The sequence below is a fragment of the Hyella patelloides LEGE 07179 genome, assembly GCF_900659865.1.
Taxonomy (GTDB): domain Bacteria; phylum Cyanobacteriota; class Cyanobacteriia; order Cyanobacteriales; family Xenococcaceae; genus Hyella; species Hyella patelloides.
Map to the genome: position 1 here is coordinate 1 of NZ_LR213913.1, position 17789 is coordinate 17789.

At 36.6% G+C, this 17789-nt stretch carries 9 protein-coding genes and 1 pseudogene; 2 read left to right on the top strand and 8 right to left on the bottom strand.

Translation table 11 applies throughout. The features are described 5' to 3' along the window. Positions 1-279 (bottom strand): annotated as a pseudogene (gene glyA, locus H1P_RS20380) (serine hydroxymethyltransferase); the annotation flags it as partial. A 54-nt stretch (positions 280-333) separates the two neighbouring features. On the opposite strand from glyA, the gene H1P_RS36325 reads away from it, so the two are divergent. Further along, positions 334-495, top strand: a complete 162-nt coding sequence (locus tag H1P_RS36325; protein WP_186376060.1) for a hypothetical protein — start codon at positions 334-336, stop codon at positions 493-495. Positions 496-599: 104 nt separating this feature from the next. Beyond that, positions 600-1967, top strand: coding sequence for a phospholipase D-like domain-containing protein (locus tag H1P_RS20385; protein WP_144870784.1), 1368 nt, complete (start codon positions 600-602; stop codon positions 1965-1967). Positions 1968-2320: 353 nt separating this feature from the next. On the opposite strand, the gene H1P_RS20390 is transcribed toward H1P_RS20385, so the two are convergent. The 7 genes from H1P_RS20390 to H1P_RS20420 form a co-directional block, all read right to left on the bottom strand. Next, positions 2321-4018: a SulP family inorganic anion transporter gene (locus tag H1P_RS20390; protein WP_144870786.1), complete on the bottom strand. Its 1698-nt coding sequence runs from the start codon at positions 4016-4018 to the stop codon at positions 2321-2323. A 625-nt stretch (positions 4019-4643) separates the two neighbouring features. Beyond that, positions 4644-5747, bottom strand: a complete 1104-nt coding sequence (gene cax, locus H1P_RS20395; RefSeq protein ID WP_144870787.1) for a calcium/proton exchanger — start codon at positions 5745-5747, stop codon at positions 4644-4646. Between the two features lie 124 nt (positions 5748-5871). Then, positions 5872-9009 (bottom strand): hybrid sensor histidine kinase/response regulator, encoded by a 3138-nt coding sequence (locus H1P_RS20400; protein ID WP_144870790.1) that lies wholly within the window; start codon positions 9007-9009, stop codon positions 5872-5874. A gap of 115 nt (positions 9010-9124) precedes the next feature. Then, on the bottom strand, positions 9125-11233 hold the full coding sequence (locus H1P_RS20405; protein ID WP_144870792.1) for a methyl-accepting chemotaxis protein: 2109 nt from the start codon (positions 11231-11233) through the stop codon (positions 9125-9127). A gap of 82 nt (positions 11234-11315) precedes the next feature. Beyond that, entirely contained in the window at positions 11316-13679 is a 2364-nt protein-coding gene (locus H1P_RS20410) for a methyl-accepting chemotaxis protein (RefSeq protein WP_144870794.1), read from the bottom strand. A 350-nt stretch (positions 13680-14029) separates the two neighbouring features. Beyond that, on the bottom strand, positions 14030-16462 hold the full coding sequence (locus tag H1P_RS20415) for a methyl-accepting chemotaxis protein (protein WP_144870796.1): 2433 nt from the start codon (positions 16460-16462) through the stop codon (positions 14030-14032). Positions 16463-16786: 324 nt separating this feature from the next. Beyond that, complete coding sequence (locus tag H1P_RS20420; protein WP_144870798.1) at positions 16787-17314, bottom strand: chemotaxis protein CheW; 528 nt, start codon at positions 17312-17314, stop codon at positions 16787-16789. Between the last annotated feature and the right edge of the window lie 475 nt (positions 17315-17789).

Below are 17789 nucleotides of genomic sequence, written 5' to 3' on the forward strand. Positions count from 1 at the left end.
ATTAGCCATTTCTGCACCAAAAAGCTGTTTAATACGGTCAATAGCTATTTGTTCTGCTTGGTCTACAAATTCACAACCACCGTAGTAACGTTTTCCTGGTAGTCCCTCTGCATACTTATTTGTTAGCACAGAGCCTTGAGCAGCTAAAACAGCAGGAGAAGTAAAGTTCTCACTAGCAATTAACTCCAAATGAGTTCTTTGACGCTTTAACTCTGAGTGAATAATATCAGTAATTTCGGGGTCTGTTTGAGATAGAAAATCTAAGTTAGTTTGAGTCACTTCTAGTTTCTTTTTTGATTAGTTCAGTGTAAGTTGCTTCTAACTATAAATTCTATGACCGATAGCAATCTTGGTTTTTATCCAGCATTGCCAGGACACGAGACGCGCTGCATGGCTTTTTCTCAGTTAGAATTGGTCAGAAGCTTTAATAGTACTACTGATTTTATCGCTTTTAACGCAATAGTTCTGGTTCACAATCTCAATAGCTGCACTTAATTAATTATTTTTTAAGTTTCGCCTCTCGTAGGGTCAATTTATTTATTAACTCTACAAATTTATATCTATTTATGATCGTTTAAAGTTTTGCTATATATTTATCCATGAATCAATTATTTGTTTTGTTATTTGTTGCTCTTTTTTTGTTTGGAGGTTGTAAATCTGATTCAATTACTGCTATAAATTTACCCCAAGATAAAGACATTCAAGTTTATTTTAATCATCACGACACAGGAAATAAAAAATATACAGATGATTATCGCAAAGTTGAACGAACTGGGGATGACTTAGAAGCTGTAGTAATTAATGCCATTAATCAAGCTCAGTCTAGTATTGATGTGGCAGTGCAAGAATTACAATTACCAGGAATTGCTTTAGCTTTAGCCGAACAAGCTCAAAAAGGCATTGAGATTAGATTGATTTTAGATAATAAATATAGTCGAGCTATTAGTGATTTTAGTTCTTTAGAAATTAGTGAATTACCCACTAGAGATCGCGATCGCTATCAGCAATATTTTCAGTTAATCGATGTTGATGGTAATGGAGTTTTAAGCGAAAAAGAAGTTAATAACAGAGATGCCTTAGTAATTTTAGAAAACGCAGATATTTCTGTAATTGATGATACGGCGGATGGTTCTAAAGGTAGTGGTTTGATGCATCACAAATTTATGGTTATTGATGGTAAGACTGTAATTACTGGCTCTACTAATTTTACCCTTAGTGGTATTCATGGAGATTTGGGCAATATAAATACTAGAGGTAATGTTAATCATTTAGTAGTGATTAATAATCAGGAACTAGCAGAATTATTTACAAAAGAATTTAATTATATGTGGGACGATAGAGAATTTGGGTTGAATAAAATTTTTCGTTCTCCTCAAACAGTTAGTTGGGATAATAGTAAAATAACAGTGCAATTTTTCCCAATTTCGAGTAAACAAGATTGGTCATTAAGTGCTAATGGTTTAATTGGCAAAGTATTAGATAATGCTAATAGTTCTATCGATCTAGCTTTATTTGTGTTTAGCGATCAAAATCTAGTTGATATTTTACAAAAGAAGCAGCAACAAGGAGTTAATATTAAAGCCTTAATAGATAAAGAATTTATTTTTCGCTATTATAGTGAAGCATTAGATATGCTGGGTGTAGCAATAGCAAATAAATGTAAATATGAAACTGATAATAATCCCTGGAATAATGCCATTAAAACTGTCGGGACAGCTAATTTAGCAAGTGGTGATAAGCTACATCACAAAATAGCTGTTATAGATAACAAGATTGTAATTACTGGTTCGCAAAATTGGTCAGCAGCAGCTAATTATAAGAATGATGAAACGGTTTTAATCCTTGAAAATAAGATAGTAGCAAAGCATTTTCAACAAGAATTTGACACGTTATACCAAGATGCTAGTTTGGGATTACCTGAGAAAGTAAAGAGTAAAGTTAAACAACAGAATCAAAAATGCAATTAACGTAGGGTAGGCAGAGAGAAAAAAGTTATGATGACCAGCGAAAAATAATTGCTACAATGACCATCATATTTAATTTTTGTCTCGAATGATTTGGGTTTTGGTGGGCAATTTTATCTTTTTTATCTTTGGTGAAGTATTTTGATAATTATTGTTTGAATTTACCCACCCTAAAGATCGGCGATCGTGCTTTATTCCTCATATCTAGGAAATACAATTAACATTTTAGACAAATTAGAATAGCCCTCAAAAAAATATAACTCTCAATAATAATTAATTGTTGCAAGAATCCATTGTCTAGTATTCATTAATTATAATCTATTTATTTGCGCTCCAAATTAACCTCATTAAAAAAATTATTTTTCGATAATATTTGTGTTTTTGATAGTAGTTTGAATTGGTCTTTCAATATTAGATGGTTCGATATAAGAAATTGCTTTTTCTAAAGCAAAAAGTCGCTCTTTGAAACGATGATCTGGTGGTAGTAAATTTAATAATTTCATTTTTGCTAATCTTTCTTGTACTTGACCTGTTGCACCAACTAAAAACACTTCTCTGTCTTGATCGCAAGCATCTTTAATCATATTTTCAATGGCTAAGGAAGCTGTCACTCCTATCAAGGGTACGTCACTGAGGTCTAGAATTAAGATATCGTATTGTCTTACAATACCCATTCTCTGAGAAATAGTTTTAGCAGCACCAAAACTCATTGGTCCTCCAAGACTGAACAATAAAATCTTGCCTCTAGCTCTTTTCAAGATATATTTTTCGGCAATGTTTAAATCTGTTTCATCATCAGGATTGGTAATTGCTTTTACTTTACTACTTTGCAAATCGCTCAAACTTTTAACTGTTAGTAAATTAGCAAAAAATACCCCCACTGCCACTGCGGTGATTAAATCGACAAATACTGTCAGAAACAAAACCAGATACATCAAACCTGTTGCTTTCGCAGAAATTTGATGAGCGCGAAAGAGAAAACTCCAATCAATAATATCGATGCCAACTTTAATTAAAATTCCTGCTAAAACTGCGTGGGGAATATTAGCTGTTAATTCTCCTGCTTTGAGTACGATTAGCAATAGCATCAAAGCGTGAACCATTCCAGAAATCGGGGTTTTACCGCCAGTTTTGACATTAATTACGGTTCGCATAGTTGCTCCCGCCCCAGGAAGCCCACCGAATAAGCCAGAAATAAAATTACCAATCCCTTGACCAATTAATTCGCGATCTGAGTTGTGTTGGCTATGGGTGATATTATCAGCAACTAAAGATGTAAGCAAAGAGTCAATCGACCCTAAAACCGCCAGCATCAAGCCATAACCAAAGATGTTTCTTAGTTGAGCAGCATTGAATTGAGGTATTTGTAAACTAGGTAAGCCACTGGGTATTTCTCCAATTAAGCGTAAGTCTCGATCTGGTAGAAAATAAACCGCAACTAAAGTTCCGATAATCAGGGCTAGTAGGGGAGAAGGAATCAACCGAGTTAATTGAGCAGGTGTCAAAAAAACGATCGCCAAGGTTAAAAGTCCCAAACCCGCAGCAGCAAGATTCGCATCTCGGAAAAAATCGGGAAATTGACTGACTGACTCAATCACATTAGCCGAAGCAGGATGTCCTAAAAAAGGGCCAATTTGTAACAAGATAATAATTAAACCAATTCCAGACATAAAGCCCGAAATTACGGTATAGGGCATCAGAGTAATGTATTTACCCAACCGCATTACTCCAAATAAAATTTGAAACAAACCCCCTAAAGAAATGACTGTAAAAGCTATGGGAAGATTATCGGGATTACCTGCTACCAAAGTAGAAAATACTGTAGCAACTACCACCGTCATCGGCCCTGTAGGGCCAGAAATTTGCGAAGGAGTACCGCCAAATAGAGCAGCAAAGAAGCCTACTAAAATTGCTCCATAAAGACCAGCGATCGCACCAGCCCCAGAAGAAACACCAAAAGCTAATGCTAAAGGTAAAGCCACTACGGCTGCGGTAATTCCGCCAAATAAGTCGCCTCTTACGTTTTTGAAGTGTAAACCATTGACAAGTTGCATAAAAATTGAATTGCTGCTGAATTCATCGAAAATTTAACGTAAATTTAATCACTCATAACTATTTAAAAAATACTTCTCACAAGTTATCAACTATAGATTTATTAGTTGAGATTTAGCAAAAAACAACTTAATTTCTTAACTTATGAAACACTACTAAAGTGCAGTTTGGCTTACCCTAGTTTCACTGAAAAAAAATAAGACTGGCGGATTTAAAATATTAGAAAGAATTAAACTAGAGTCCATAATTTAATAATTAGTTATTAGTTATGACTTCATTAAATACCCTACTACTGCGTACTGCCAATAAATAAAAGTTTAAATATTATAATCAACCGTCATTTTTGAGAAGATTCTCGATCCAAAATTAAGACAACCTCATATACAAGTAGGTAAGAATAATTCAAATTAACTGTGAAGATTGGCAACCAGAAGCCAGAAGTATCCGCGCCTTGCGCTCAAAAAAGTCAGGAATTAATTATATTCAGCGCTCGAGCATTTGGAAAAAAGATACGATTTGATCGCACCTAATAAAAAAGAACAAAAAAAACAAGGTAGTCATCTTGTGATGCCTACCCCTTGCTAATCAAAATTAGACCTAACTGTTTACTGATTACTGATTACCGATCTACCCCAATCCTTCTACAACTGGATGGAAGAAAAAGGCTAACCCTAAAATTGCATAGGTAGCTAAGAGCAAACTACCTTCTAACCAATTAGATTCCCCATCAGAACTAATAGAATTGGCAATCAATACCGAAACTGCCACAGCTACTAATTCAAAAGGATTAAAATTCAAATTCATCGGTTGACCGATAATCCAACCAGCAATTACTAATACTGGTGCTACAAATAGAGCAATTTGCAAACTTGAACCCACTGCTACAGATACAGACAAGTCCATTTTATTTTTCATTGCTACAGTGACGGCGGTAAAGTGTTCTGCTGCGTTACCAATAATGGGTAATATTATGACCCCTGTAAAGAGTGCAGTTAATCCTAATTCGGAAGTAGCTTCTTCTAAAGAATCAACTAATAATTCTGATTCAATAGCAACCACAAGGGTAACTACTAATAAAACACCAATCCAAAAAGGTAGGTTAACTTTATGCTCCTTTTCTGGAGATTCAGCATTGGCTTCTTCCATTCCCGCGACACCTACATCATAAAGATAAGAATGGGTTTTCATGGAAAATAATAAAGTTAATCCATAAACGAAAATTAAAACTACTGCTACCGCAACGGATAACTGCTGTAAAGTTTTGTCGCCGATGCCAGATGAAGTGTATTCAACTGCTGTGGGTAATAAAATAGCAATTACGGCTAAATTCATTGAAGAAGCATTAACTCTCGCAGCCGTAGGTTGAAATTCTTGCTCTTTATAAAGTAAGCCACCAAGAAGCATGGAAAAACCCATTACCAATAGTAGGTTGCTAACAATTGAGCCTGTAATTGTTGCTTTAACAACTTCTATTAAGCCTCCTCTGAGAGCGATAAATGCCAGAATTAATTCTGTAGCGTTACCAAAAGTAGCATTAAGTAAACCTCCTAAATTAGGGCCAACAACTACGGCAATTTCTTCGGTAGCATTACCCATGTAGGCTGCTAAAGGGATAATAGCTATTCCCGCAGTGATAAAAACTGTGGTTGCTCCCCAGTCTAAAAAATGTCCTGCGATGGAAATGGGAATAAATACCAGCAACAGCAAAAAAATAGTATTTTTGTTTATCATTTACAAATATCCGTATGGTCGATAGTTCTTTAACAGTTTAATGGAACATCTGCTGAGGTTATGACAATCTAATGATTGATGTTACAGAAAAATTATCTATTGGCGATCGCTCTATATGAGCAGACTAATTTGTTTTGTGTTGCAATTGGGCTTGTTCTACCAAGTTTGCCATCTTATTTAAGAGTTCCTGCTCGTTATAGGGTTTGGAGAAATAGGCAGATGCTCCCAAGTTCATGGCTAGTTTGCGATGTTTTTCATTACTACGGGAAGTTAACATGGCGATAGGAAGATAGGCAAATTCTGGTCGCTCTTTGATTTCTTCGAGAACACCATATCCATCTAATCGAGGCATTTCGATATCACAAATTACAGCTTCTACAGCAAGTCCACCAACTAATTTATCTACTGCTTCTTGTCCATCTCTGGCTTGCTCTACTCTATATCCCGCTTTTTCTAAAGTTAGACTGAGGTAACGACGCACATTAATTGAGTCATCCACTACTAAGATAGTTGTGATGGTAGAGCTATTATTGACTTCTGGATCGTCGAGAATTTGGCGATCGCTATTAAACTGATTTTCCAGACATTCTTTGATTAGAACAAAAGGATCGACCAGAGGGATCACTTTTCCATCACCAAAAACTACGGAGCTAATGATCCCAGGCGGTAAAGGAATCGGACTATCAATAGGTCTAATAGTAGATTCTTCCTCATGCCAAAAACGACTAATTTGTAGTGCTGCAAATGAAGTGCCATCCCCTACTATTAAAGCCATTTTGCGGTCTACAGAAGGATTGCCAGTTAAATTAATACTTTTGTGAGAACCACGACGATAAACTAAGATTTTTTCGGCTTCTACAAGGGGCATTTCTGTTTCATTCCACAGCAGATTTTTGATGTTCTCTGTAGTGGTAATGGTCGCCAAATCAACGGGTAAAAGCTCTCGGATGGTATTGGTAGGAATCGCAAAAATAATACCAGCTTGCTCGACAACTGCGATCCTCAAAATAGATAGAGTAAAAGGAATTCTGAGGGTAAAGCTCGTGCCTTTTCCTAGCTTGGTAGCCACCCGCACATCACCACGCATTTCTTGGAGATTGGTGCGAACTACATCCATCCCCACACCTCTACCTGAAAGCTCTGTAACCTGTTTGGCAGTACTAAATCCAGGCTCAAAGATAAAGTTAAGTAGATCGGCTTCTGGTATTTGGTCAATTTCAGATTGCGGAATTCCCATCTGCATGGCACGATTTTTTATTTTATCGAGAGAAATACCACCACCATCATCGCTCAGGGTAATGACAGTGTAAGTTCCTTGGTTGCTTGCTTGAATAGTAATTGTTCCTGATGAGGGTTTACCAGCAGTAATTCGAGTTTGGGAGTCTTCTATCCCGTGGTCAAAAGAATTCCGTAACAGATGCATTAAGGGGTCACTAAGAGCTTCAACAACAGAACGATCTAATAAGGTGTTTTCGCCGATAATTTTTAGCTCAACTTGTTTATTAAACTGAAGATTGAGATCGCGAATAACTCTGGGAAAACGTTTTACTATTTCGGCAAAGGGTAACATTTGAGTACGGGTTACGTTACCTTGCATCGATTTTGTAGTGTAATTCAGGTTACGAATCGTTTGGTTAATTTCTTGTAATCCTAATTCGATGTCTGTAGCAACTTCTTGTAATTGAACGATAGTTTCTATTTGTTCTTGACAAATTAGGTGAACGTCACTGTAGCGATCCATTTCTAGGGTGTCGAAACGGTCTTGTTGATTATTTCTTGTAACAAACTTGCTATTGCTATTTGATGAGATAGCTGGTGTCTGTATTTGTAGTTCTTGACTATTCAAGAGTCCTTCGATAGAAGCTCGGTCATACCATTTTTTTAACTGAGTATTAGAACGCTCCATTCGGGTCATTCTTTCGTTCATTAAAGTAATAACGTTTTGGAACTGTTGTATTTGCAAGTTAATAGTATTGCGATCTAAGATTAATTGCTCAAAAAGATTGTTAAATTGTTTTAGTTGAGTAGCTGGAACTCTCACCATCTTGTCTACGGATTGAGTTTTCCTTTGTGCTGAAGAGGATTTTGTTTCTGGTTTACTGATGGTTTGTGGTTCTGCAACTGATTCTTCTTCTTTTTCAAATGCTGACTGTAAGCCACTCAGTTCTAAAGCATTGTCTTCTAAAGGATCGAAATCTGCTGTAACTGATTCTTCTTTTTCAAATGCTGACTGTAAGCCACTCAGTTCTAAAGCATCGTCTTCTAAAGGATCGAAATCTGCTGTAACTGATTCTTCTTTTTCAAATGCTGACTGTAAGCCACTCAGTTCTAAAGCATCGTCTTCTAAAGGATCGAAATCTGCTGCAACTGATTCTTCTTCTTCAAATGCTGACTGTAAGCCACTCAATTCTAAAGCATCGTCTTCTAAATAGTCGATCGCGGTAACACTATTAGAGTCTGAATTAACTGACTCATAGCCTTCTAAATAAGAAGGTAATTTTTCAATACGTCCCCGTAACACTAAAGCGTGGGATCTCCTCCAAGTTTTTAAAGCCTTGTCTGCTAAAAATGTCATCTCCTGTGACGATAGACTTGCTGCTTGTTGTTGAACTAATTTGCATAGCTCGATGAAAGGTTCGAGATTTGCCATGTTACCAAAGCCGATTAACTCTTCGGCGGTATCCACTAATTCTTCAGCTAGTTCTGTAACATTTAACTGTTGCAGTTGATTTTCAAAGCGGTCTAAAACCGTATCAACACCCTCTTCAAAGATCATTAAAGCAGGATCGACATCCTCATCTTGAGACATCAAAGCATCTTCGTCGGCTGCTTCTAACTCTCCTAAATGTTCCTTTAAGCGGTCAAAAATAGGTCTAGTGCGCTCCGCGAAGTGGCTCTCTTCAAGATCGCTAACTTCATCCTCTGTAACCTCTATCCCCTGACGATTAAGATCGCTAATATCTCGCAAACAATCAACACTTTGGAGCAATAGCGTTTCTACTTCTGTTGTAATTTGACCAGAAGTATGGCGAACCCGTAGAATTTTCAAAAAATCTTCTAAACGATGGGCAACTTTACTTAAAGTGCTAAAACCCATCATCGCAGCACCCCCTTTAATGGAGTGAGCAGAGCGTAATACTAAGTCTACTTGTTGAGGATCGATTTCTGTATTGGCTAATCCTAAAAGATTAGATTCCATTTTATCGAAATACTCTTCAGCTTCATCAAGAAAATTAAGGCGAATCTGTTGTTCTGTATCCATAGTAAATTTCTGAAAGATTAACGGTTGTTGTTTGCTCGTTGTTTGTTGTTATTTGTTGTTATTTGTCGATAGCTAATGGCTTACTGAATAATTGATAATTAAGAACTGATGAATCTTATTCAGTTACTTTAAACTGAGCTACCGTAGACTGTAGTTTGGCAGCAACTTGTGCTGTTGAGCCAATCGATTTTGCTACCTGTTGAGAAGATTTGGATGTCGTTTCTGAGAGTTGAGCAATTTTTTCCATTAGGCTAGTAACACTTTGGGATGTCGTTGCTTGAGAAATGGTACTTTGGGAAATCGAACCCATTAACTGGTTGATTGCTTGGGATTTTTCCAACACTAAGTTCAAACTGTCTTTAGTCGATTCTACAAGGCGTGTAGTTTCTGCTACCTGGGTTGTACCTGATTTCATCGCTTGGCTGACTTCCTGGGTTTCGGCTTGAATTGTGGTGACAATTCTGGCAATTTCTTGAGTTGCTGTGCTACACTTCTCGGCTAAGACACTCACTTGTTCGGCTACCACTGCAAATCCCTGTCCGTACTCCCCAGCACGATGGGCTTCAGTACGAGCATTAATGGCTAAGACGTTAGTTTTCAGGGCAATTTCTTCAATAAAAGAGAGTGCTTGGGCTATTTTTTCCGATGATTCTCCTAAACGCTTCATTTTCTTGGTTGATTCTCCTACTGTAGTTTGTAGAGTAAGAATACTATCTACAGTCAAGTCCATGTTTCCCGTACTATTTAAAACGGTTTTGTAAGTATCGTCAACGATTTGTTCTGCTTGGTTAGCGTTGTGAGCCACTTCTTGAATCGATTGTGACATCTGTTGAACGGACACCAATGTCTTGCGAGTTTCCTGAGTTTCGGCAATAGCCTGTTGAGCCAACAAACGAATCGCTGATTCATTTTGCTTCAAAGAGTTCTCCACTTGAATGGTTGATTGTCTGGCTTCAATGGCAATCTCTTGTAAGCTACCAATAATGGCATTGAATAAATCGGCAACTGTACCTAACTCCACTGATTCTAGGTTGGCTCTAACGGTTAAATCTCCTTCTGTGGCATCAGATATTTCATCTATTAGGATATAAATTGCGGTTTCTAACTGTGTTTTTGCTTGACTTAGCTGAACAGTACGTTCGTTAACTTTAGTTTCCAAAGTTGCAAATGATTCTTGTAATTGTTGCGCCATCTGATTAAAAGCATCAGCCAAAATTCCAATTTCATCATCGCGATCGCTTTTTACTGTGTTGCTAAAATCTCCTTCGGCAACTTTCAATGAAACATTCGTCAGATTAATTAGAGGTTTCACCGCACTACTAGCAATAATCGAAGTCAAGATACTTGTAATCAAAATGACAATAACTATAGAAGCGATCGCAATTTGTTGATATTGTTGTTCTGCAAAAAAAGCTTCGTTTGTATGCTGTAGTGTAATCGCAGCCCAATCATTATCTAATAATTTGCCGTGAGCTATCCATTCTATTCCTGCTTCATCAACAAAGATAAAATTGCCTTCGTTTCCCGCAATAATATTAGCTACGGGAGGGTAATTATTCAAATTTACTAAAGTGTCTCCTGATATCAATTCAGAATTTGAATGTGCTACTACTTGACCATTATTATCTACAATGATAGCCACACCAGTTTCTCCCACATTTATGTTTGCTACCTGTGCAGCGATTGCATCCACGCTACTACAAATCACAGTTACGCCTTGAACAATTTTTTGTTGTAAAATTGGCGTAGACATACACACAGCAGGTTTGTTTGTCGTGCGACTTGTCAATGATTGATAGGTGATATCCTTGCCAGCCATAGTACCCTGGAACCATTGTCTATCGCTATATTTTTTGAGAGATTGATTGTCACTACGAGCAAGGTTCATTCCATTCAAATCAGTAGTAATTGCCAAGTAAAGATGTTCGTAATTACTAACAATTTTTTCTAAAACAGGCTTTTGCTGCTGAGCATCCAAACTGACAATAGCTGGCTGTTCTGACAAATTTTTCAGTGCCAAAACATTCATTTCTATCCATTGCGATACAACACCTTGCAATTTTGCAGTTTCTAGCCCGATGATTTTTTCAGCATCGTTGTGGATGATTTTAGTAGCACGAAAACTAGCAAATCCAATACCGATCAAAATTGGGGGAATTACTCCTAAAAAGACTAAGGTTACTGGCATCCGAAAACGTAAGCTCTGAAAAAATGGAATTTTCATATGTTTAATATCTAAATAAATAATCTTGGTGGTTTACCATAAAAAATAGAGAAATAGTAGATCTAATAACTGATAACTAAATTTATTCAGTTACTTTAAACTGAGCTACCGTAGACTGTAGTTTGGCAGCAACTTGTGCGGTTGACCCAATCGATTGGGCTACCTGTTGAGAAGATTTGGATGTAACTTCTGATAGTTGAGCAATTTTTTGCATCAGGTTAGTCACGTTTTGAGATGTAGTTGTCTGAGAAATGGTACTTTGGGCAATCAAACCCATTAACTGGTTGATTGCTTGAGATTTTTCTAACATTAAGCTCAAACTTTCTTTAGTTGATTCTACAAGGCGTGTAGTTTCTGCTACCTGAGTTGTACCTAATTTCATGGCTTGGCTGACTTCCTGGGTTTCGGCTTGAATTGTAGTGACAATTCTGGAAATTTCTTGAGTTGCTGTGCTACATTGTTCTGCTAAGATACCTACTTGTTCTGCTACGGCAGCAAATCCCTGACCATATTCTCCTGCACGGTGGGCTTCATTACGAGCATTAATGGCTAAGACGTTGGTTTTGAGGGCAATTTCTTCAATAAAAGACAGTGCTTGGGCTATTTTTTGCGATGATGCTCCTAAACGATTCATTTTGTGGGCTGTGTCCCCTACTGTAGTCCGTAGATTAAGAATACTCTCTACAGTTAAGTCCATATTTTCCGTACTATTTAAAACGGTTTTGTAAGTATCGTCAACTATTTGTTCTGCTTGATTGGCGTTGCGAGCAACTTCTTGAATCGATTGCGACATTTGTTGCACAGATGTTAATGTCTTGCGAGTTTCTTGGGCTTCAGTAATAGCTTGTTTTGCTAACAAACGAATGATATTTTCATTTTGTTTTAAAGAAGTCTCTACTTGAGTGGTTGATTGTCTGGCTTCAATGGCAATCTCCTGTAAGCTACTAATAATGGCATTGAAGAGATCGGCAACGGTACTTAACTCCACTGATTCTAGGTTGGCTCTAACAGTTAAATCTCCTTCTGTGGCATCAGAAATTTCATCTATTAGGGTATAAATTGCGGTTTCTAATTGTTCTTTTTCTTGACGTTGTTTGTTAGTTAAGACTGTTTGCTGTTCTAACAAAACTGTTTGTTGTTGAAGTAATTCTCTAACCTGTTGATTTTTTCCTGATAGTTCAATTAAAGGTTTAGATAATCTCTGTGTAAAAGCAAAAACAAATCTTAAAGCAATAGCACCTAGAGTAATACTAGTTAAAACAAATACTAATAGTAAATTCCGCCCTGCATCGGCTACCAAATCGTAACTTACTACACTGCTAGATACAAAGTCAGTCCCAGGAATAGTAGCTATACTATATATTTTGTCTTGATATCTTAATGAAGCAATGATATTTGTTTCAGAAAAGATATCTTCTTGGCGAAGACGCACGTCAGAAAAGCCCAATTGAGCAATTGACTTTTGAGCTTCTTCTAAACTTAAAGAATTTTCCGCAGTTTCTACTAAAACTTGAGCTACCTGTATGATGGATTCTCTACCAGATACTTCAATATCTTCTAAATTTATTGTTTGAGGTTCGTTAGATTTTTCTATATTGTCGATATTAGTTAGAATTTCAAGACTGTCAGACTCAAAAATTTGAAATTGAGAAGGTTGGCTGCTTTTTGCATAAAGATATGCAGTAAGATCGGAATTTAACCTTGCTAATGGAATCTTGACCATAATTATGCCCCAAAATTCATCAGATAGAGGGTCTTGTACTACTTGAGAAAAAGCCATGAAGTTCTCTCCCTCTGATTCATCAGACTCTTCTGATTCATCAGATACTGCCAATTCCTGCTCCTCTAATTCATCAGGTTCAATTAGTTCTCTTCCCTCTTCTTTCGTCTCTTGCCACCACTCTTTGTCGCTGTGGACAAAATTATCAAATTGACCTCTAAAAGCAACATTAAAGCCATTACGCTCAGTAATCAGAATGTCAGTGATTTGAGTTGATTCAGCTATTTTGTCTAAAAAGTTATTTAGGCGAACATCAGTTATCAATAATTTGGTGTCAGCAAAGTTTTTTTCTACGTCAGCGATAGGTTTTTGAGCTAGTTGTTGTTCTTCAGCTTCTTTGCTGCCAGCTTGCATAGCTTGAGTTACTTCAGGATTAGCAACTACCACATTGGCTATATTAAAAGAGTCTCGGATAAAAGTCGCAAATGTTTTACCTCCTAAAAGAGTATCAGATTCAAGCTTTTCGATAACTTTAGCTTTAGCGCGATTTTCTGTAATAACATATCCGACACCACTAGCAATAATCAGAGGAACTAATACTGATGGTAAAACCACACTCAACAAGCGATTGCGTAAGTTATTAAGTCCTTCAAAGTCATCAGCTACGGATTTTGTAGAAGAAATTGATGCTGATGATAAATTTGGAGCTTCTTGTTCAGTAGTCATAGCAATTATAAAAATATGTGAGTACTTATATTTATATATTTATTTGCTCAAGATTATTACCTTAAGTTAAAAATATTATCTACAGCTGAGTTGATATTTGTGGTTATTAGCATAGCTATCAGTATTAATTTATTTTTTTTGGCGTAATTGGATCGGCTCAAATTAAGAGCAAAGCAAGCGGAATATTTAGCAAAGTCTCTTCTTGTAATAATTGAAATCGCAGTCATTTAAATTTATATAGTTTGTCCAAAATCACACTTTAGCGATAACTTTTGTTTTAAAGATCGTATTGCCCTTAGTGGTAATCTTTGAATAATAGTCAACTAAAATTTTTATGACTAAAGAAAAATCTAAGCAGATTCAACTACTTTGAACTGAGCTACTGTAGACTGTAGTTTGGCAGCAACCTGTGCTGTTTCGACAATTGATTGTGCAACCTCCTGAGAAGATTTAGATGTAGTTTCTGATAGTTGGGCAATTTTCTGCATGAGGTTGGTAACATTTTGAGATGTATCAGCCTGAGAAACTGTACTTTGAGAAATTGATTCTATCAACTGATTAATTACTTGGGATTTTTCTAGTACTAGCTCCAAACTATCTTTGGTAGATTCTATGAGGCGTGTTGTTTCCACTACCTGGATTGTACCTGATTCCATCGCTTGGTTTACTTCCTGGGTTTCTGATTGAATGGTTGCGACAATACTGGCAATTTCTTTAGTTGCGGTGGCGGATTGTTCTGCTAAGGCTGCTACTTGTTCTGCTACGATGGTGAAGCCTTCCCCATATTCTCCTGCTCGTCCCGCTTCAACAGTGGCATTAATCGCTAGAATATTAGTTTTTAAGGCTATATCTTCAATAAAAGAGACTGCTTGGGATATTTTTTGCGATGATTCTCCTAAACGCTTCATTTTTTTAGCTGTTTCCCCTACTGTAGTCCGCAGAGTAAGAATACTATCTACAGTTAAGTCCATATTGCTGGTACTGTTCAACACTGTATTGTAAGTATCATCGACAATTTTTTCTGCTTGGTTGGCGTTTTCGGCTACCGCCTGAATCGATTGAGACATCTGCTCTACAGAAATCAATGTATCGCGGGTTTCTTCCGCTTCAGTAATAGCTTGTTCGGCTAATAAACGAATTGCAGATTCATTTTGTTTTAGAGAATCTTCTACTTGGCTGGTAGATTGTCTCGCCTCAAGTGCAATCTCTTGCAAGTTATCGATAATGGCGTTAAATAAATCAGCAACCGTACTTAATTCCATGGAGTCTAAGTTAGCTCTGACTGTCAAATCTCCATCTGTGGCATCTTGGACATCATCTAAGAGATTAACAATTGCCGTTTCTAGCTGTTCTTTCCCTTGGCGTTGTTCTTCTGCTAAAGCTTTTTGGCTTTGTATAGATTCTTTAACCTGTTTGACCAGATAATTAAAGTTGTTTGCTAAGGTTCTAGTTTCCAAAGCACCTTCGAGGTTTGCTTGAATATCTAAATTACCTGCTGCTGCTTTTTGAGTTGTGTTGGATAAATTAATTAACGGTTTAGTAATTTGTTGTGCCAAAAAAAGAATAATCAGTAAAGACACAATACCTAGAATAATAGCTGTTAAGACAAATACTTTTTGCAGATTATCCCCCGTGCTTTCTATCACCTGATAATCTATTACACCAAGAGAAATAAAATTAGTCTTAGGAATAGTAGAAAAACTATAAAGTTGATTTTGATATCTTAATAAAGCGGTTACAACAGTTTCCGAAAATATTTGATCTTGGATAACATTAAGACTAACTTCAGAAAAGCTTGCTTGCTGGTTAATTAGCTGTTGTGCTTTTTCTAAACTCAAATCTTTATTGGCCACTTCTAATAGAGTTTGAGCTACTTGCACAATAGGTTCACTGCCAATCATTTTTGAAGTTTCTGTCTGGTTTTCATCATGGTCTGAATTAATTACTTGGTGTCCTCTGGCGTGAGATTCTAAATCTCTATAATCCAAGTTGGTTATAATAAAATTGTTACTTAAGTCAATAATTTGAAGTTGAAAATCTTGTTTTCTTTCTCCATATAAGTTATCTATATCGGTATTAAAGCTATCCACTGCAACATTAGATTTCAGTACTCCCAGAAAATCCCCAGTACGAGGGTTTCTGACTACATCAGATAACTCAATTACATTGGTTTGTATGGAATCATCAAAACCCGTTTTTAATACACTTCGTCGCTCTTCTTTGGTGGTTTGCCACCAATCTTCATCACTCTGAACAAAATCATCAGGAGGATTACTATAGGCAATATTAAAGCCATTACGCTGGGTAAAATAGGTTTCTGCTATAGGGCTATATCTAACTACCTTTCGTAGATATCGATCGAGATCTTCATTGGTTTTTAACGATTTAATAGTAGCAAACTGTTTTTCTAGTTCTTCAATAGACTTTTGAGTTAATTGTTGTTCCTCAGTCTGTTCATTACCAGCTTGCAGAGTTGGAACTACGTCAGGGTTGGCAATTACCAAATCCATAGTTTTAAAAGAGTCTCGCAGGAAAGTTGCAAATGTCTGACTTGCCAAGACAGTATCTTCCTCAAGTTCATTAATAATTTCAGTTTTCGCCTCACGCTCTACGGTCTTATCTCCAATAAAACTAGCTATAAAGAGAGGGACTAATACCGTAGGTAAAAGAGTGGTCAGCAAGCGACTACGCAGAGGGCTAACTTTTTTAATTTGGTTAGGGTTAGATTGAGTAGTAGAAGTTAGGAGTGATGGTGATGAGGTAAGTTCTGGTTTTTTAGTCATAGCAATCAGGATAAATATTTATATTATGTGGGTGGGTTTAATTAATCAGATAATGGTTTGGGTAGGTAATAAGTAATAAGTAATTAAGTAATAAGTAAGAGCTGACAAGACAATCAAATCTGACTTCATTTTCTTTTGTTTTGGCTGGACATCTATTTATAGCTACCTACTTTGTCAACAAATCAGTGGTTGGAAAAATGGACAAAATTAAATTAACTGATTAGGAATAGGGAGTAGGGAATATTACACGTTTAGACAATTGACTCTGTCTATATATTCAATAAATGCATGGTGAGAGGGCGGGCAATACTATCCAATAATGCTTTATTCATTAAGTTGAGCTAAAGCTTTGAAGATACTGTTGAACTCTAATATGGGAATCACGGTTTCTTCTTCTATTACTGCACCACTCAGATAAGAGGCTAACTCAGAAGGGAAAGCATCCAAAGAAGACTGAATTTTTTCTACTGGTAAACGCACCATACCTTGAAGGCGGGTAACGGCTAATCCTATATAAATAGGTTGTTCTTCAATGGTTTGCAACACTATAACTTGATATTGGCGAGGCGAACCTAGTGAAGAAGGTAAAGCGAGTAGTTGAGCTAAATCAAAAACACAAAAAACGCGGTTACGAGAACTCATAATGCCAATAGCCGATTCTGGCATACTAGGCAAAGAGGTTATCTTTTCTGTATCAATTACTAAGGACTCTTGTACCTGTTCCATAGACAGTAATGCTGTCATGTCTGAGGTGATTTGAATTCGGATATAGGCATCTCCTGAAGCTAATTTGGCTTTAAATAACTCCTGTAAATTGTCTGTAATTCTCGAAACTGCGTTAGATGTTTTCATTTGGTTTCTGGTTTGTGGTTTATCGTCCGTCGTCGTTCGTTGTTAGTAATTGGGGAACAAGTAAGGGGTAAATCAAAATTAGGCACTGGTGAAACAGAGGTATGAAATAAATAACTATCTGGTTCGTGGCTCGTGGCTTATTGCCCGTTGCTGTTTTTTTCGATCTCAGAGAAAGAAAATCATGTATATTATGCTTTTCTATTTTTATACTCCGATTTACCAACACCCAAAATTATTAATAGCAGTACGTTAGTTAATGCTCACATTCCGCAGAAAAATTTAATTTCTTCGTGATTTTTTGAGCAATTTAGTCTACACACTTTAAGAGATAGAGAATACAGCGATTTTAGAAACAGAATAAGAACTAATATATTATTTGGTGTTTTTGAAGATTGGCGATTGCTATAAACGGCTATATTCAAGCAAATTCATTTAATTATTTCCTTGAGAAAATTATCTGCGGAATGTCAGTTAA